Below are 16,496 nucleotides of genomic sequence, written 5' to 3' on the forward strand. Positions count from 1 at the left end.
ATGTAACTTTTGTTACGTTCTTAAATAGGGCAAACCAATAACTTTGTTCTAAATTTTTATCATATGCTATTAAAAGGCACCAAGCTATACAGTATACTTTTTATTAAGTGTCCCAGATGTCATAAAGGGAAATTTTTAGAAGCTAACCCTTATAAATTAAGTAATTTTAATAAGGTGAAAAAACACTGCCCTAAGTGTCAACTAAAGTACAGCATAGAACCTAGTTTTTATACAGGATCCATGTATGTATCGTATGCCGTTGGTATTGCGGTTGCCGTTGCGGTTTATGTGCTGACCTTGCTTTTTGGCCTGGACATAGGTATAGGTACATTGTTCACTTTGATTGTTGTAGCTTTGGTATTGACCATGCCTTGGATTGCTGCGGTCTCTAAGATTATATGGGCCAATTTCTTTTTTAAATTTGATAAGCACATAGCGCAGAACGTTAATTAAGTTTGATATGATACAAGATTTAAAAGAACAGTACGGTACTATCTTTGAAAATGAGCTCATCAATGAAATTGTTCAGGTAGGTACTTTTAAAGAGGTTCCGGAGGGTTTCAAACTAATTGAAATTGGAGATTATTTAAGGGGTATGCCCCTACTCATATCTGGCGCTATAAAGATTTTGCGGGAAGATGAGGACGGTGATGAATTATTACTCTATTATCTAGAAAAAGGGGATACTTGTTCCATGACCATGGCTTGCTGCATAAACGATGCAAAAAGTGAAATAAGGGCCATTGCAGAAACCGATGCAAAGTTGATAATGGTTCCCATTCAGAAAATGGAAGAATGGACCGCAAAATATAAATCTTGGAGAAACTTTGTATTCAATAGCTATCATATAAGGCTTAATGAACTGCTGAGCACATTGGATAATGTTGCGTTTCAAAAAATGGATGAACGGTTAGTTAGCTACTTGAAAGAAAAATCTAGGGTAACAAAAGATAATATTATTCATAGTACCCATCAAGATATTGCCTATGACCTTCATAGTTCAAGGGTAGTGATTTCTAGACTATTAAAAAAATTAGAAGAAATGGGTAAAATAAAACTTCACCGTAATTACCTAGAGATTTTAGATTTATAATTTCCTCTGTAACCATTGTTACTGCACAGGCTTTTTTGACGTTCTACTTTTGTGATACTAAACATATCACATGGAAATTTTACAGTTTTTTGGTTACTTCAGCGCCTTGATCATAGGAGTTTCATTAGGGCTTATTGGTGGCGGTGGTTCTATATTGGCAGTGCCCGTTTTAGCCTATCTTTTTTCAATTAACGAAAAAGCCGCAACAGCATATTCTCTTTTTATTGTTGGGGCAAGTGCATTGTTAGGTGGTTGGCAACAACACCTTAAAGGTTATGTAGATTGGCGTACGGCTATTGTTTTCGGTATTCCCGCTATTATCGGGGTAACCTTAGTTAGACATTACGTAGTACCTGCAATGCCAGATGTACTCTTTCAAATTGAAGAATTTGAGTTTACACGTAGAATGGCAATGTTCGGACTTTTTGCCGTATTAATGATACCGGCTGCATACTCCATGCTCAAAAAAGAAAAGAACATCATTAAGACCGGAGAGGTCTCGTATAATTATCCACTAATTTTACTGGAAGGATTAATAGTAGGCGGTATTACCGGATTAATTGGCGCCGGTGGCGGATTTTTGATTATTCCCGCTTTGGTCATTTTGGCAAATGTTGAAATGAAAGTAGCCGTTGGCACTTCATTAATCATAATTGCCATTAAATCTTTAATGGGCTTCTTTCTTGGCGATGCCTTGACCATGCTCATAAATTGGAAATTCCTGGCCATATTCACTTTACTATCCTTTATAGGTATTTTCATTGGCAGCTACCTAAGTAATTTCATAGACGGTAAAAAACTCAAGAAAGGTTTCGGCTATTTTATTCTAGTTATGGCCGCTTTTATTTTCTACATGGAATTCTTTATATAAAAATTTCGCTTATGTGACCAATGTCACTGTACAGATTCTTTACATAGAATACTTTTATAGTAGTAATCAAAACATTTAACAACATGAAAGTAGAACAAATTTACACCGGATGTTTGGCACACGCTGCCTATTATATTGAAAGTAACGGAGAAGCTGCGGTATTTGACCCGCTACGTGAGGTACAACCTTATATAGATCGTGCCCAAAAAGATAATGCAAAAATCAAGTACGTTTTTGAAACCCATTTTCATGCCGATTTTGTAAGCGGCCATTTGGACTTACAGAAAAAAGTAGGAGCAGAAATAGTATTTGGCCCTGGTGCAAAACCGGGCTACAAGGCTACAACTGCAGAAGACAATCAGCTATTTGAGGTAGGAGATTTTAAGGTAAAGGTAATTCATACCCCAGGACACACCATGGAAAGCACTACCTACCTTTTAATTGACGAAAAAGGCCAAGAACATGGCATTATTACCGGAGACACCCTTTTTATTGGCGATGTTGGTAGACCTGATCTTGCTCAACATGTAGTTGCAGATTTAACAGAAGAAAAACTAGCCGGACATTTATTCGATTCTCTTCGAAATAGAATTATGCCCTTAAGCGATGATTTAATCGTTTATCCAAATCATGGCGCAGGTTCTGCTTGCGGTAAAATGATGAGCAAAGAAACTACAGATACCTTAGGGCATCAAAAGAAAGTAAACTATGCGTTAAGACCAGATATGACCAAAGAAGAGTTCATCAAAGAACTATTGACCGGTCTTACCACTCCCCCAGGGTATTTCCCTAAAAATGTTTTAATGAACATTAAAGGTTATGAGAGTTTAGACAACATAATGGATAGAGCCACTACCCCATTCTCCCCTGAGGCTTTTGAAGCCGTTGCGAATGAAACGGGAGCCTTGGTTCTAGATACTAGAGATGCAGAAGATTTTGCAAGAGGATTTATACCCAATAGTATCAACATAGGTCTTGAAGGTAGCTTTGCGCAATGGGTTGGTGAAATGATACCGGATATTAAACAAGAAATTTTGTTGGTAACATATAAAGACAAACAAGAGGAAGCCATTACCCGCTTGGCAAGAGTTGGGTATGATCATACCGTAGGTTTTTTAGATGGTGGCTTTGATTCATGGAAAAACTCGGGAAAAGATTTTGAAACCATAAAAAGAATAGATGCTTCCAATTTAGAAGCTTCATACTCTAAAGATAAATCCTTGATCATCGATGTTAGAAAAAAGAGCGAGTTCGATTCTGAACATGTAATAGACGCCATAAACGTTCCTTTAAATGAAATTAATCAGCATTTAGCTCAATTTCCAAAAGACAAGCCGTTTGTTTTACATTGTGCTGGTGGTTACAGAAGTATGATTGCCGCTTCTATTTTAAAACAAAGAGGATGGAAAGATTTTACCGATGTTAGAGGCGGATTTGAAGCTATTTCAAAAACAAATCTTCCTAAAACGGAATATGTTTGCCCCTCTACCCTATTATAAAAAATTAATAGTTCTAAAAATTAAAAGCCTTGTATACCACAAGGCTTTTATCTTTTCTAACAATAACTAATTTTCGGGGCAAGCTTCGGCACATTTACATCTCGATTATTAAGCAAATGTAACCTAGGTTACTGTGCACTGTATTTTACAGATGTAATTTTGTATCAATAATAAATATGAAACTATGAAAGTAGAGCAAATATATACCGGCTGTCTAGCACAAGGTGCGTATTACATTGAAAGCAATGGAGAGGTTGCCATTATAGACCCCCTACGAGAAGTACAGCCCTATATTAAAAAAGCTGCTGCAGATAATGCCAAGATCAAATATATATTTGAAACCCATTTTCATGCCGATTTTGTTAGCGGTCATGTAACCTTGGCAAAAGAAACCGGTGCGGAAATTATATACGGACCTAATGCAAATCCGTCTTTTGATGCTGTAATAGCAGCTGATAATCAGGAATTTAAATTAGGCAATATAACTATCATTGCTTTACATACTCCTGGTCATACCATGGAAAGCACCACGTATTTATTACGTGATGAAAAAGGTAAAGACCATGCTATTTTTAGTGGTGATACGTTATTTCTAGGTGATGTTGGTAGACCAGACCTTGCCCAGAAAATGGGTGAACTGACGGAGCGCGACCTAGCCGGATTTTTATTTGACAGTCTACGCGAAAAAATTATGCCTTTAGCAGATGACGTAATCGTTTATCCTGCTCATGGTGCCGGTTCTGCCTGTGGCAAGAATATGATGAAAGAAACGGTAGATACTTTGGGCAACCAAAAGAAAATGAATTATGCCCTACGTTCAGATATGACCAAAGAAGAATTCATTGATGAAGTTATTGATGGCCTACTGCCACCACCACAATACTTTCCCTTAAATGTAAAACTCAATAAAGAAGGGTATGAAGATATAAAGGAAGTTTTAGAACGTGGTACAAGAGCTCTTTCCCCAAAAGCATTTGAAGCTGCAGCAAATGAAACAGGTGCCATAGTCTTAGATGTTCGTCACCAAGATGATTTTGCCAAAGGACATATTCCACGCTCTATTTTTATAGGATTAGATGGCAGTTTTGCCCCATGGGTAGGTGCCTTAATTGCAGATGTACAACAACCCATTTTATTGGTTACCCCAATAGGAATGGAAGAAGAAGCGGTTACTAGATTATCACGAGTAGGTTTTGATGGAACTTTAGGGTATTTGGAAGGCGGCTTCGATGCTTGGAAAAAAGCCGCAATGGAGTATGATACCGTTAGTCAGGTTGATGCAAATGGACTTAAGAAAGCTATTAAAACCGATCACGTACCAGTATTTGATGTTCGTAAAGAATCTGAATACCTTTCTGAACACGTTATAGATGCCAAAAACACTCCACTGGATTTTTTAAATGACCATCTTTCAGAGTTCCCAAATAAAAAAGCCTTCTATGTACATTGTGCAGGTGGTTACAGAAGTATGATCGCGTCATCTATTTTAAAAAGCAGAGGAGTTCACAACCTAATAGATGTAAAAGGCGGATTTAAAGATATTAAGGAGACAGATATACCGGTAAGTGAATTTGTTTGCCCAACAACATTATAAGTAAATTAAAAACTAAAGCTTGATTGAGTTTTTTTGATGCTGCCCTATGGTAGTTTGATTGATGTAAAAGAGGATACTTTTTAAAAAAAGCTTCCTCTTTTTTTTTTTGATTTGTTTTCTGCTATGTAACCAGTGTTACTGTTCTAAACCTATCCAATCTATACCTTTAAGTAAAATTAAAAGAACATGGAAACAATACAGAATAACGAAGTAATAAGTATTCCCAGAATTGGAGACATAGCACCTGATTTTGAAGCCGTAACCACTAAGGGAAAAATAAAACTATCAGAATTTGCGAAGGATAAATGGATAGTAATGTTCTCTCATCCTGCAGATTTTACGCCAGTATGTACTACGGAAATGAGCGGATTTGCCATTAGAAAACCAGAGTTTGATGCGCTTGACACAGAACTTTTAGGTTTAAGTATTGACAGTGTACATGCACATTTAGGTTGGGTACAAAACGTACGCGAAAATACAGGTGTCTACTTTGATTTTCCTATCATAGCGGATTTGGATATGAAAGTATCCAAAAAATATGGAATGCTTCAACCTAATGAAAGTGAAACTGCAGCAGTTCGTGCCGTTTTCTTTATTGACCCTAAGAAAAAAATTCGCCTAATAATGTACTACCCTTTAAACGTTGGTAGAAACATGGACGAAATTCTAAGGGCGCTAGAGGCATTGCAAACATCGGACAAACATAAAGTTGCTATGCCATTAGATTGGAAAAAAGGTGAAAAAGTCATTGTTTCTCCTCCAAAGACTCTAGATGAACTTAACAGTCGTATTTCAGATGATACTTTAGAAAAGGTAGATTGGTATTTGGCCAAGAAGAGTCTAAACTAATTTTATTGGTTGGTTGTGAAAGTAACGGTCATATTCATAGATCGTTACTTTCTTTTATTGAATATTAATTTTAAATAAAATACAATGTCATTTTTAAGCACCCTATTTGGTAAAAAAGAAAAAGCTACTGGCAACATTAGCATATTAAACAAGAATGAATACGCTACCCAAATCATCACCAACAATATAAAACCAATTGATGTAAGAACAGCATCTGAATATGCTAGTGGCCATATAAAAAGTGCAATTAATGTAGATCTATTTAAACCCAGTAATTTTAAGAATTATTTTGAAAAATTAGATAAAGAAAAAGCGGTTTATGTGTATTGTAGGTCTGGTGCAAGAAGTCAAAAAGCCGCACGCAAGCTTTTAAACATGGGCTTTGAACAAGTGTATGATTTAAGAGGTGGTTATAATGCTTGGAAATAATATAAAATTGATTAAAAAATGAAACAGCTCACTTTAATACTTGGAGTGCTTTTTATTATCGGGTGCAAAGATTCACCAAAAATTAAACAAGGACCTATAGATAAAGTTGTAAATGAATCTGTCAATACTAATGATAATGCCGGTATTCTAAAAAACAATGATAGTCTATTAGTGGAAAAAGGTAAAATGTATGCACAGAGTACACAAAAGGTCTTAGGCAGGAACTTGCTACTTAACATTCAAAATAATGGTGTACTGGGTGCCGTAGCATTCTGTAATGAAAAGGCATATCCACTAACAGATAGTATGGCAATTGTGCATCATGCAAAAATTAAAAGAGTTAGTGACAAACCAAGAAATACCAATAACCAAGCAAACAAAAAAGAGCTTGAGTATATTGAAAGTTTTAAATCAAAAATCAAGAATAACGAATCTTATGAACCTATACTAACCACTGAAAATGGCAATACCCAATTTTATTTACCAATTGTCACTAATACCATGTGTCTAAACTGCCATGGTGTACCAGAAAAGAATATAGACCCAAAAGTCACCCATTTATTACAAGAAAAATATCCAAATGACAAGGCTATTGGCTACAAGGAAAATGAGGTTAGAGGTATTTGGAGCATAAGTTTCAACAACGAACAAAATAATTAAACTATGACATCAATAATTCCTATTCAAAATTTAAAATGTGGCGGCTGCGCCAAAACAATAATATCCAAACTTGAAGAAATTCCTACTGTTACGAATGTATCGGTAACTATTGAAACGTCATCGGTTTCTTTTGATGTTTTAAAGCAAGAAGATATTGCTACGGTAAAATCAAAATTAAAATCTATTGGTTACCCAAGTCTAGATGAAGAAAATTCGGTACTCTCTAAAGCAAAGTCTTTTGTGAGCTGTGCCACGGGCAAGCTATCAGATTAAACCCAAAAGCTACCAAGAAGAAGTAATTACTGATTACTTCTTCTTTTTTTAAAACCGTGAGTTATCTGACCTATAAAATTTTGTGGTAAATCTTCATCTCCAGGATAACCCAATTTAACCTTACCACTATCTTCAGGTATGTAATTGGTCTTAAAAATATAATCCCATACACTTAAACTAATACCAAAATTAACACCATATCTACCAGGTGGCAAATCATAGGCATGATGGTACAAATGCATCACCGGGTTATTTAATACATACTTAAGAGGTCCCCAAGTAATCTTTATATTTGAATGGTTAAAATGCCCAATGGCTATGGCAGCAAAATGTACAATATAGGCTTGCTCCGGCTCAAATCCACCAAGGATCATAACACCGAATGTTTTTAAAGGCTTATAAAAAATATTCTCCATCCAATGGTAACGAAGATGTGCTGCAAAACCCATTTCCTTTACACTATGGTGCACTTGGTGAAAATTCCAAAGAAAAGCGTACTTATGCAATAATACATGGGTAAACCATTGTACAAAATCCAAGACGATAAAAAATAATAACAATTGACCCCACATAGGCCAATGTGATGTGTCTATTAGAGCCAAACTATTAGCCTTAATGCCTATATCTTCAAAGAACACCCCTAGTATTTTGTAAATTCCACTAATGGCAATAGCAAATAAAAAGAAATTGAAAAACATGTAAAAACCATCTAACCAAAAGTCTTTTCTAAAAACACCTTGTTCTTTTCTCCACGGAAAAGTAATTTCCAAAAACCAAACAACAAGTGAAATTAAAATGAGTCCCCAGAAATAGTTAAGGTACCATGGTACATTGAAAATGATAGATTTCCATGTCCAACTTAATGTTCCTGTTATTGCATTTAAAAACGCCTCTATATATGCTTCCATGAAATAGATTTTTACAAAAATACCACATTTAAATCCTGAAATATGTAACCTATGTTACCTATACATTCCTTATGAATGCAATACCGAATATGACCAAAATCATACACTATTATTTTGATTTCCTTTACATTGCGGTAATATATTTACCAAAATTCAATAGGTTTATTTTGTCTATTAAAGGTTAAAAACATTACATAATTTAAAACAACACATCATGAAAAAAAATATGGGAAGTACAGACCGTTTTATTAGAATATTTATTGCCGTTGCTCTCCTAACCACCTTTTATACCGATACCGTTACAGGTACCTTAGGATATATAATGGCCGCTATAGCCGGTATTTTAATATTAACAACCTTTGTCAGTTTTTGTCCGCTTTATACGTTACTTGGAGTAAATACTTGTAAAATAAAGTAAGATTTTTTTTCCTGTTCATTAATTGCCCTATTTCATAAATTTTACATAGCACGGATACTATTTTAAGCTTATGTAACATTTGTTACACATACAGCAATATTTAACCGTTATATTTATTAAATTCTAAATAAAATAGATAAAAAATGAACAATCATCATCAGGTATTGATTATTGGGGGCGGTACTGCTGGAATTATGGTTGCAGCCCAACTCATTAATCAAAAGAAAGTAAAGGACGTTGCAATTATTGAACCCGCAGACACCCATTATTATCAACCTGCATGGACGCTAGTGGGTGCCGGTACATATAATTTTGAAAAAACGGCCAGGCCCATGTCTTCGGTTATTCCTAAAAATGCTACATGGATAAAAGATAAGGCAACAGGTTTTAACCCCGAAAACAATATTATACACACAGCATCTAAAGGAGATATCACGTACGATTATTTAGTAGTTGCACCAGGTCTTGCATATGATTTCAGTTTAGTACCTGGCTTGGGCGAAGCTATAGATAAAGGTGTGGTCTGCAGTAATTACACAAATCCGCAACATACTTGGAATGTTATTAAAAATTTCAAAGGCGGTACCGCACTTTTTACGCAACCAACAACCCCAATTAAATGTGGTGGAGCACCACAAAAAATAATGTACTTGGCTGAAAGCCATTTTAAAAAAAGTGGAATCCGTAAAAAAACCGATGTAATTTTTGCTACAGGTGGTACGGTTATTTTTGGTGTAAAGAAAATTGCAAAAACATTGATGGAAGTAGTTGACCGAAAAGATATCAACCTTAGATTTCATCATAAATTGGTTGCTGTAGATGGTGATAAACAAATTGCGTGGTATGAAATGGGTAAAGAGATTACTGCTGGTGGGTGTGTCGTAATATCAAATAACAATGAAGATGACTTAAAACTAGACGAAAAATTTCAATATAATTATAAAGACGTAAAAGTTAGCGTTGATGGTAACCGTTATGGAATTCATTATGATATGATGCATACCGCTCCACCTTCTGTAGCCCCTAAATTTGTAAAAGATTCAACATTAGTTAACGCTGCGGGTTGGTTAGATGTTAACCATCAAACTATGCAACATAATACCTATGCCAATATCTTTGGCTTGGGCGATGTCGCTGCCTTACCAACTGCTAAAACCGGGGCGGCAATTCGTAAGCAGGTTCCTATAGTAGTTGATAATTTAAACCATTTGATGAATAGTCATAAAATGGGGTCCATGTCTTATAACGGTTACTCTTCTTGCCCATTGGTTACGGACTATGGTAAGATGGTATTGGCCGAATTTGATTATGACAATAACTTCACTCCGGACCCTAAATTGAAAAGAATGCTCATAAGCGATTCTTCTAAAGAACATTGGAGATTATGGATGCTTAAAAAATATGGTCTACCCTACTTATATTGGAATAAAATGATGAAAGGTAAAGATGTTTAGGATAAAGAAAAATCCCTATTACAACAGGGATTTTTTTATGCTATTAAAAGTTATAGTTAATAATTAAATCTAAGTGAAACATATTTACCTTATTAAAGATGAAATTAGGGTTATCAGGTATATCACCATTCCCAATTTTAGAGGTAAGCAATAGCTCTGGTCGTAGATTTTTAAGATTCTTCATTTTAAAGAAAATATCTAAATTAATATGGGTGTAATTAGGCATTGCATATTTATTTAAAATAGCATTGGTTACATCTGGTTTCCAATGATTTCCAATACTTAATATTGACATAAGATTTAGATCTTTTGAAAGGGTAAGGTCTTTTTTATAATTGAATACTAAAGCATGATTATCTGCTGAACCTTCGCTACGTTCACGCTTTTGAAAACTAAACAGGTCTTCTCTACCCCATTCTCGTGGCGATAGAAATTGACCATTTGGCAAAATTCTATTATAACTTAAAGAAATTAGCCCTGCTTCACTTTTATACGACATTTTCAATCCTAAAACATCTGCGGTATTTTGATTAAAATAACGAAGGGCATCCGTACGATTACCGCCATTGCCCACTTTATTTTGATGTAGCCACTCCCCTTCTATTTGTACAGATTCAGACAACTTATAAGAGGGTTTAATGTAGAACGAATTGTATATATTGTCTACAAATTGATTCCATATATTCAGCTTTAAATCTTCTGTTATTTCAAGATTGGCATTTGCCATTATTACATAATCAGACGTTGTATTATTGGTGTATTGAGAAGCATCACCATTTTTATTTCTACCCACAGGGTATGTTCCAATGCTCTCCCCAATACCATAAAACTCTCCTGTTGATCTGGGCGCTATTTCATTTAATACACCCAATTGAAATTTTGACTTCTCCGAATTAAAATTGTACCATAAACCTTGTACTAAAGTAGGTATCATTCTACCGTCTTCAGGATTGACCAGTGGCGTATTGATCTTCATTCTACCCAAGGTAAAAGAATGTTGTTTTAAATGATATTTAGCATACAATTCCCCTAATAAAAAGACGGCATCGTTTTCTAAATTCAACCTATCAAATAATCCTTCTTCATATCTACTTAATTTACCTGTAGTAGCATCTGGATTAGTTAAATCTTGCAGACCCAAATTTGTTGAATTATATAGGGCAGCCCCTATTTCCAAGCCCTTAAGTAATTTATATTGATATTTAAGTTTTCCTCCTGTTGCCAAAGCATTGAAATCTTTAAGATTTCCTTTATTGGCGGTCATCATATAATAGGTTCGCCATTGACCAGAAAGCTCTCCTCTTTTCTCAACCAACACAGTGTCTTGAGCAATCGAAAAAATAGGCAAACAAAAAATGAACAGATATAGTAATCGCATGTAGGTTATTTGGTTTTTGTAATCCCGTATTTCTCTTTATAGAAATCCATTACTGGTGGAAAAGGTCCGTATTTATGCTGCTCGGGCATAAAATCATCTGCCCACGGTCCGTACGGCGTAGACACTGGTTTTAGTTTTTTATCTGGATAATCGTTTTCGGTGTTTAATTTATGCGGTCTAGAAAAACTGTTGATGTATCCTGCTACATGATATGCTTCTTCATCCGTAAGTTTAGGATTGTCCCAAGTGGCCTGCAAATAAGGCATGTTACTTTTTATAAACTCTGCCGATGTTATCACCCTGTTCATACCTGCACCATCATTATAGCTATCTGGACCCCATAATGGCGGATACGTATAGCTTTTACCATCGACCGCATTAAGAACGCCAGCTCCATTTTCACCATGACAAATAACACATTCCTTTTGGTATACCTGTTTCCCTTTTTCCAAGTTCACGGCAACAGCAGGAATCTTAATTTTTGGATATCCCTTGAATTCAGCCTTCCTCTCCTTAGGCAATCCTTCACTGAGCCAATCCATATAGGCAACAATAGCCACAAGTTTATCTGAATCTTGCGGAAGCATTCTACCATTCATGCTTCGTTCCATACAGCCATTAATACGATCTTCAATAGTGCCTATTTTATTCCCTCGTCCTCCAAATTGTGGAAATCGCTCCAAAATGCCCACCCATGAACCAGAACCTGCCTGAGCTCCTTTTTGTAAATGACAATTGGAACAGGCCAGATTGTTACCACTGTATCTATCTTCAAAATTTTCAGCATTAGGACCCATATATTTTGAAGTTTCAGCTATTAAATAATAGCCTTCCTTAACCTTTTTGGGCATATTGGGCAACTCTGATAAAGCATCTTTAGGTTTCCAATTAGCGGTAGAAACATTTTTATCAGTCTCATTATGTATTTCCTTATTAGAACTTGGTCTGTAAGTCATTAACCATGTAAATATTATACCTACCAAAACAAAGACTATTGTAAATAGCTTAAAAAGTTGTTTTGCCAATACCCGTAATTCATCCATGGAAATGTAATCTAAGACTAATTTAAATAACGAATCTATAATTATTGCATCAATATGACAGTAACCTTTGTTACACTTGCGTTAAATGCTTTAACTTACTTTCATTACTTTCTAAAAATGCTGACATTAGTAACAATCAAACCAATTTTATACTCATTTTAAATACCACGAAAACATGAAAAAAATATTTATACTATTTATAACCCTTATGACCATACAACTTACTACTGCCCAAGAATGGACTACCCCAATTATAGAAGGATACGGAAAAATTAAAGAGTTTAAAGATGTTGCCGTGCAACCTGATGCTTCTAAAAAATACAATCTAGTTTTTGACCTAAAGGACGACCGTGAATTGGACGGCATAAATATTGGTTATTTTAAAATTGCCCGTTTAATAAATATGTTAGGCGCAGGTGGAGTTTCTGCCGATAATATAAATATCGTTGCAGCTATACATGGGGGTGCTACTTTTACCGCCTTGAACGAAGAAAAATATACTGCCAAATACGAAAAGAAAAACCCCAATACAGAAGTCATAAAGCTATTAAAAGAATATGGTGTCCAGTTTTATGTTTGTGCACAGGCTACAGCAGCCAGAGGTATTGCGGCAGAAGACTTAAATTCGAATACCGAACTAGGTTTATCTGCTATGATGGTACTTGCCAATTACCAATTGGATGGCTATATATTAATGCCTTAAATTTATTAAAGGCAAATAGACACGTATTTTCTAATACCATATGAATTATACTTGAAATGGCTTTACATAGCTTTGGTTAAAATTTCTTAAAATTAAGGTCATGTAACCAAGGTTACCGTATTTTCTACGACTATAAATTAAATTTATCAAAAATTATTATAACAATAAGAACAACTTATCAATACGAACAACTTAAATAAATAATTATGACAAATTCTAGTTTATCAAATATTGGTCTAAATACAGAAAGCTCTAAGAAAACTGCAACTCTATTAAACGATTTGCTTTCTAACTATCAAATGTTCTATATGAATCTTAGAGGTTTTCATTGGAATATAAAAGGAAAAAAATTCTTTGAACTTCATCTTAAGTTTGAAGAATTATATAATGACGCCTTGGTCAAGGTCGATGAAATTGCAGAACGCGTACTTACTTTGAGCAATACCCCTATTCATACTTTTGCCAATTATCTTGAAATTTCGGAAATAAAAGCGGCTGAAAATGTGGTAGATGGCGATAAGGCTGTTGACCATATTATTGATAGCTTGGGTATTTTACTAAAAAAAGAAAGAACCGCTCTTAAAATAGCCTCCGAAGCCGATGATGAGGGTACGGTGGCTTTAATGAGCGACTATATTGTTCAACAAGAAAAATTAGTTTGGATGCTATCTGCCTATAAAGACTAATTTAAAAAAATGTGTTTGAGAATCCTGAAACCTTATGCTAGTTTCAGGATTTTTTTTGTGGAATCATCACCCCTAACCTCGTGATGGTACACAATTTTCATTCCTATTTTTATAATTATGTATCCTATGTTATTCGTCTCTGAACAGGGAAGTTTAATTCCAAGTATTTAGGCATGATTTTAACAATCCTATGATATATAAGTAACCATTGTAACACAGGAAAAATACACCGTTTCGTATCTTTGTAATCATTCTTAAAAAAGGTGATTATGGAAAATTTGGATGCTGCAAGATTACAAATGGCGTTTACCCTTATTTTTCATATTGTTTTCGCCTGTATTGGTATGGTTATGCCGTTTTTTATGGTGGTTTCCCATAAAAAATGGTTGAATACACGTAACCCTATTTACCTTACCCTTACTAAATCTTGGCAAAAAGGTGTTGCTATTTTCTTTGTAACCGGTGCAGTATCCGGTACCGCTCTTTCTTTTGAATTAGGTCTGCTCTGGCCTGAGTTCATGAAACATGCGGGACCTATAATTGGCATGCCATTTTCGCTTGAAGGTGCTGCTTTTTTTGTAGAAGCGGTCGCTTTGGGCTTTTATCTCTATGGATGGAAAAAAATACCCGAAAAATTTCACTGGTTTACCGGAATCATTGTTGGTATATCTGGGGTAATGTCCGGTATTTTAGTAGTTTCCGCTAATGGTTGGATGAACGCACCATCGGGTTTTGACTATATAAATGGGGAATTTTTAAATATAGACCCCATAAAAGCGCTGCTGAACCCTGCATGGTTTACACAGGCCCTACATATGACGCTTGCTGCCTTTACGGCCACAGGATTTGCCGTAGCAGGTATTCATGCCTACCAAGTCTATAAAAAACGTAATGTTGAGCTTCATAAAAAAGCTTTTAAAATAGCGATAACCTTCGCTGCAATTGCTGCCATTTTGCAACCGCTAAGCGGAGATCTTTCTGCAAAGGATATTGCGAAGCGGCAACCTGTTAAGTTGGCCGCCATGGAAGCTCACTACGAAACACAAAAAGGTGCCCCTCTTTATATTGGTGGTATTTTAGATAACGATACCCAAGAGGTCAAGTACAAACTAGAAATACCGAAGGCTTTATCTTTCCTAGCTTTTGGCGATTTTAATGCAGAAGTAAAAGGCCTAAACGATTTTCCCAAAGATGAACAGCCCAATGTTGCCATGGTCCACTACGCTTTTCAGACCATGGTTGGCCTGGGTACCCTTCTAATGTTTGCCGGTATTCTATTTTTTGTGGCCAAATTCAAAAAGAAATCTTGGTTCAATGCATCAAAGTTTTGGTTGTTATTTTCATTTTTGGCTCCTCTGGGCTTTATAGCATTAGAAGCTGGGTGGATCGTTACTGAAGTTGGCAGGCAACCTTGGATCATACATAACATTATGAAAACCAAAGATGCGGTTACCCCAATGCCGGGTATCGTATTCAGCTTGTACACCTATATTGCCATTTACACCATTTTGACCCTTGCGGTTACTTGGTTAATGGCAAGGCAAATTAAGTTTTTGAACAATGTTAAAACCTATGAAACATGATTTACGTTGTACTAGCCTTTCTTGCCTTGTCATTATTGCTCTATGTTTTGTTGGCAGGTGCCGATTTTGGAGCGGGAATCATTGAGCTTTTCTCTTCCAAAGAAAATCAAGCTATTAACAAGAAAACGGTATACCAGGTAATGGGTCCCGTTTGGGAAGCAAACCATATTTGGATCATCATATTAATAGTAATTCTATGGATAGCTTTTCCTAATTACTATAACATTCTAGTACTTGCCTTGCATATTCCGTTGACCCTGGTATTACTTGGTATAACACTTAGGGGTGTTGCCTTTGTATTTAGATACTATGATGCTTATAAGGACAATTCCCAGGTTTTATACGATTGGATGTTTAAAATCTCAAGCCTCATTACGCCTATTTTCTTAGGTCTTACCATGGGTGGCGTGGTCGGTGGTGACATTATAAATCCGTCTGAAATGGAGAATCACAACTTTTTAGAGGTTTATGTTTTTTCATGGTTCAATGTTTTTTCTATACTTACTGGTTGCTTTTATGCGGCACTCTGTGCCTTTTTGGCTTCTGTATTTTTAATTGGCGAAGTAGACAACACTAGTAAATCCATGTACATGAGAAAAGCCTCTATTGCAACCATCGTAGTCGTTTCTTTAGGTTTTATTACCCTACTTTATGGCTATTACTCAAATATTGCTTTTGTGGTAGATTTTATAGGTAACATTTGGTCTATCTCCGCGATAATCATTTCGGGTAATTTATTGTTTCCCCTTTGGAAAAGTATTAAATCTGGAAGAAGAATAATCTCAAGGGCACTTGCGGGACTGCAAATATTCTTTATTCTTTTTGCGGCCACCATTACACATTTTCCAAACGTGCTTTTTACAACGACCGGTAGGGTAAGCATTTACGAGCAACCTGTTCCTGAGAGTGTTATGGAGGTTCTGGGCATTTCATTGATCATTGGTGGTATATTAATAATCCCTGGTCTGTTTCATTTACTTAAGTCTTTTAAATTGATTAAACTTTTAGAACGTTAACTTGTGTAACTTAGGTTACCAAGCAAGTGTCAAAATTTT

At 35.5% G+C, this 16,496-nt stretch carries 18 protein-coding genes; 15 read left to right on the forward strand and 3 right to left on the reverse strand.

Features of this window, described 5'->3' with window-relative positions:
• Window positions 1-63: 63 nt before the first annotated feature.
• The 9 genes from ABVM52_RS01010 (at window position 64) to ABVM52_RS01050 (ending at window position 7,268) form a co-directional block, all read left to right on the forward strand.
• Window positions 64-453 carry a DUF983 domain-containing protein gene (locus ABVM52_RS01010; RefSeq protein WP_405382827.1) on the forward strand — a complete coding sequence of 130 codons (390 nt, stop codon included), beginning with the start codon at window positions 64-66 and terminating at the stop codon, window positions 451-453.
• 7 nt (window positions 454-460) lie between these two features.
• Window positions 461-1,093 (forward strand): Crp/Fnr family transcriptional regulator, encoded by a 633-nt coding sequence (locus tag ABVM52_RS01015; RefSeq protein WP_405382829.1) that lies wholly within the window; start codon window positions 461-463, stop codon window positions 1,091-1,093.
• A gap of 70 nt (window positions 1,094-1,163) precedes the next feature.
• Complete coding sequence (locus tag ABVM52_RS01020) at window positions 1,164-1,964, forward strand: sulfite exporter TauE/SafE family protein (RefSeq protein WP_405382831.1); 801 nt, start codon at window positions 1,164-1,166, stop codon at window positions 1,962-1,964.
• An 83-nt stretch (window positions 1,965-2,047) separates the two neighbouring features.
• Entirely contained in the window at window positions 2,048-3,463 is a 1,416-nt protein-coding gene (locus ABVM52_RS01025) for a rhodanese-like domain-containing protein (protein ID WP_405382833.1), read from the forward strand.
• A gap of 184 nt (window positions 3,464-3,647) precedes the next feature.
• Complete coding sequence (locus tag ABVM52_RS01030; protein WP_405382835.1) at window positions 3,648-5,057, forward strand: rhodanese-like domain-containing protein; 1,410 nt, start codon at window positions 3,648-3,650, stop codon at window positions 5,055-5,057.
• Between the two features lie 186 nt (window positions 5,058-5,243).
• Window positions 5,244-5,906 carry a peroxiredoxin gene (locus ABVM52_RS01035; RefSeq protein ID WP_405382837.1) on the forward strand — a complete coding sequence of 221 codons (663 nt, stop codon included), beginning with the start codon at window positions 5,244-5,246 and terminating at the stop codon, window positions 5,904-5,906.
• Between the two features lie 84 nt (window positions 5,907-5,990).
• Entirely contained in the window at window positions 5,991-6,335 is a 345-nt protein-coding gene (locus tag ABVM52_RS01040; RefSeq protein ID WP_405382839.1) for a rhodanese-like domain-containing protein, read from the forward strand.
• Between the two features lie 18 nt (window positions 6,336-6,353).
• On the forward strand, window positions 6,354-6,995 hold the full coding sequence (locus tag ABVM52_RS01045; RefSeq protein ID WP_405382841.1) for a DUF3365 domain-containing protein: 642 nt from the start codon (window positions 6,354-6,356) through the stop codon (window positions 6,993-6,995).
• Between the two features lie 3 nt (window positions 6,996-6,998).
• A complete protein-coding gene (locus ABVM52_RS01050; protein ID WP_405382843.1) occupies window positions 6,999-7,268 on the forward strand; it encodes a heavy-metal-associated domain-containing protein in 270 nt (89 codons plus the stop codon).
• A 26-nt stretch (window positions 7,269-7,294) separates the two neighbouring features.
• On the opposite strand, the gene ABVM52_RS01055 is transcribed toward ABVM52_RS01050, so the two are convergent.
• Complete coding sequence (locus tag ABVM52_RS01055; protein ID WP_405382845.1) at window positions 7,295-8,176, reverse strand: sterol desaturase family protein; 882 nt, start codon at window positions 8,174-8,176, stop codon at window positions 7,295-7,297.
• Window positions 8,177-8,390: 214 nt separating this feature from the next.
• Here ABVM52_RS01055 and ABVM52_RS01060 point away from each other — a divergent pair, with 214 nt between their 5' ends.
• Window positions 8,391-8,594 (forward strand): DUF2892 domain-containing protein, encoded by a 204-nt coding sequence (locus tag ABVM52_RS01060; protein WP_405382847.1) that lies wholly within the window; start codon window positions 8,391-8,393, stop codon window positions 8,592-8,594.
• 143 nt (window positions 8,595-8,737) lie between these two features.
• Window positions 8,738-10,048 (forward strand): FAD/NAD(P)-binding oxidoreductase, encoded by a 1,311-nt coding sequence (locus ABVM52_RS01065; RefSeq protein WP_405382849.1) that lies wholly within the window; start codon window positions 8,738-8,740, stop codon window positions 10,046-10,048.
• Window positions 10,049-10,091: 43 nt separating this feature from the next.
• Here the strand turns inward: ABVM52_RS01065 and ABVM52_RS01070 are convergent, their stop codons facing one another.
• Entirely contained in the window at window positions 10,092-11,426 is a 1,335-nt protein-coding gene (locus ABVM52_RS01070; RefSeq protein WP_405382851.1) for an OprD family outer membrane porin, read from the reverse strand.
• 5 nt (window positions 11,427-11,431) lie between these two features.
• Window positions 11,432-12,469 carry a c-type cytochrome gene (locus ABVM52_RS01075; RefSeq protein WP_405382853.1) on the reverse strand — a complete coding sequence of 346 codons (1,038 nt, stop codon included), beginning with the start codon at window positions 12,467-12,469 and terminating at the stop codon, window positions 11,432-11,434.
• Window positions 12,470-12,644: 175 nt separating this feature from the next.
• Between ABVM52_RS01075 and ABVM52_RS01080 the strand changes: the two genes are divergently transcribed.
• The 4 genes from ABVM52_RS01080 to ABVM52_RS01095 all read left to right on the forward strand — a co-directional run bounded on the left by ABVM52_RS01080 (window position 12,645) and on the right by ABVM52_RS01095 (window position 16,457).
• The gene (locus tag ABVM52_RS01080) at window positions 12,645-13,172 is read left to right on the forward strand and encodes a DsrE family protein (RefSeq protein ID WP_405382855.1); all 528 of its coding nucleotides are present in this window, start codon (window positions 12,645-12,647) and stop codon (window positions 13,170-13,172) included.
• 206 nt (window positions 13,173-13,378) lie between these two features.
• Window positions 13,379-13,858: a Dps family protein gene (locus tag ABVM52_RS01085; protein ID WP_405382857.1), complete on the forward strand. Its 480-nt coding sequence runs from the start codon at window positions 13,379-13,381 to the stop codon at window positions 13,856-13,858.
• A gap of 269 nt (window positions 13,859-14,127) precedes the next feature.
• The gene (locus tag ABVM52_RS01090; RefSeq protein ID WP_405382859.1) at window positions 14,128-15,441 is read left to right on the forward strand and encodes a cytochrome ubiquinol oxidase subunit I; all 1,314 of its coding nucleotides are present in this window, start codon (window positions 14,128-14,130) and stop codon (window positions 15,439-15,441) included.
• Entirely contained in the window at window positions 15,438-16,457 is a 1,020-nt protein-coding gene (locus ABVM52_RS01095; protein ID WP_405382861.1) for a cytochrome d ubiquinol oxidase subunit II, read from the forward strand. Before ABVM52_RS01090 ends, ABVM52_RS01095 begins: the two co-directional genes overlap by 4 nt.
• Window positions 16,458-16,496: the final 39 nt, after the last annotated feature.

Source organism: Maribacter sp. LLG6340-A2 (assembly GCF_045057105.1).
Lineage (GTDB): Bacteria > Bacteroidota > Bacteroidia > Flavobacteriales > Flavobacteriaceae > Maribacter.

What these genes read in the sequence shown, in the direction of transcription:
- ABVM52_RS01010 (WP_405382827.1), top strand. Translation starts at nt 64, where the DNA reads ATGCTATTAAAAGGCACCAAGCTATACAGTATACTTTTTATTAAGTGT.
- ABVM52_RS01015 (WP_405382829.1), top strand. Translation starts at nt 461, where the DNA reads ATGATACAAGATTTAAAAGAACAGTACGGTACTATCTTTGAAAATGAG.
- ABVM52_RS01020 (WP_405382831.1), top strand. Translation starts at nt 1,164, where the DNA reads ATGGAAATTTTACAGTTTTTTGGTTACTTCAGCGCCTTGATCATAGGA.
- ABVM52_RS01025 (WP_405382833.1), top strand. Translation starts at nt 2,048, where the DNA reads ATGAAAGTAGAACAAATTTACACCGGATGTTTGGCACACGCTGCCTAT.
- ABVM52_RS01030 (WP_405382835.1), top strand. Translation starts at nt 3,648, where the DNA reads ATGAAAGTAGAGCAAATATATACCGGCTGTCTAGCACAAGGTGCGTAT.
- ABVM52_RS01035 (WP_405382837.1), top strand. Translation starts at nt 5,244, where the DNA reads ATGGAAACAATACAGAATAACGAAGTAATAAGTATTCCCAGAATTGGA.
- ABVM52_RS01040 (WP_405382839.1), top strand. Translation starts at nt 5,991, where the DNA reads ATGTCATTTTTAAGCACCCTATTTGGTAAAAAAGAAAAAGCTACTGGC.
- ABVM52_RS01045 (WP_405382841.1), top strand. Translation starts at nt 6,354, where the DNA reads ATGAAACAGCTCACTTTAATACTTGGAGTGCTTTTTATTATCGGGTGC.
- ABVM52_RS01050 (WP_405382843.1), top strand. Translation starts at nt 6,999, where the DNA reads ATGACATCAATAATTCCTATTCAAAATTTAAAATGTGGCGGCTGCGCC.
- ABVM52_RS01055 (WP_405382845.1), bottom strand. Translation starts at nt 8,176, where the DNA reads ATGGAAGCATATATAGAGGCGTTTTTAAATGCAATAACAGGAACATTA.
- ABVM52_RS01060 (WP_405382847.1), top strand. Translation starts at nt 8,391, where the DNA reads ATGAAAAAAAATATGGGAAGTACAGACCGTTTTATTAGAATATTTATT.
- ABVM52_RS01065 (WP_405382849.1), top strand. Translation starts at nt 8,738, where the DNA reads ATGAACAATCATCATCAGGTATTGATTATTGGGGGCGGTACTGCTGGA.
- ABVM52_RS01070 (WP_405382851.1), bottom strand. Translation starts at nt 11,426, where the DNA reads ATGCGATTACTATATCTGTTCATTTTTTGTTTGCCTATTTTTTCGATT.
- ABVM52_RS01075 (WP_405382853.1), bottom strand. Translation starts at nt 12,469, where the DNA reads ATGGATGAATTACGGGTATTGGCAAAACAACTTTTTAAGCTATTTACA.
- ABVM52_RS01080 (WP_405382855.1), top strand. Translation starts at nt 12,645, where the DNA reads ATGAAAAAAATATTTATACTATTTATAACCCTTATGACCATACAACTT.
- ABVM52_RS01085 (WP_405382857.1), top strand. Translation starts at nt 13,379, where the DNA reads ATGACAAATTCTAGTTTATCAAATATTGGTCTAAATACAGAAAGCTCT.
- ABVM52_RS01090 (WP_405382859.1), top strand. Translation starts at nt 14,128, where the DNA reads ATGGAAAATTTGGATGCTGCAAGATTACAAATGGCGTTTACCCTTATT.
- ABVM52_RS01095 (WP_405382861.1), top strand. Translation starts at nt 15,438, where the DNA reads ATGATTTACGTTGTACTAGCCTTTCTTGCCTTGTCATTATTGCTCTAT.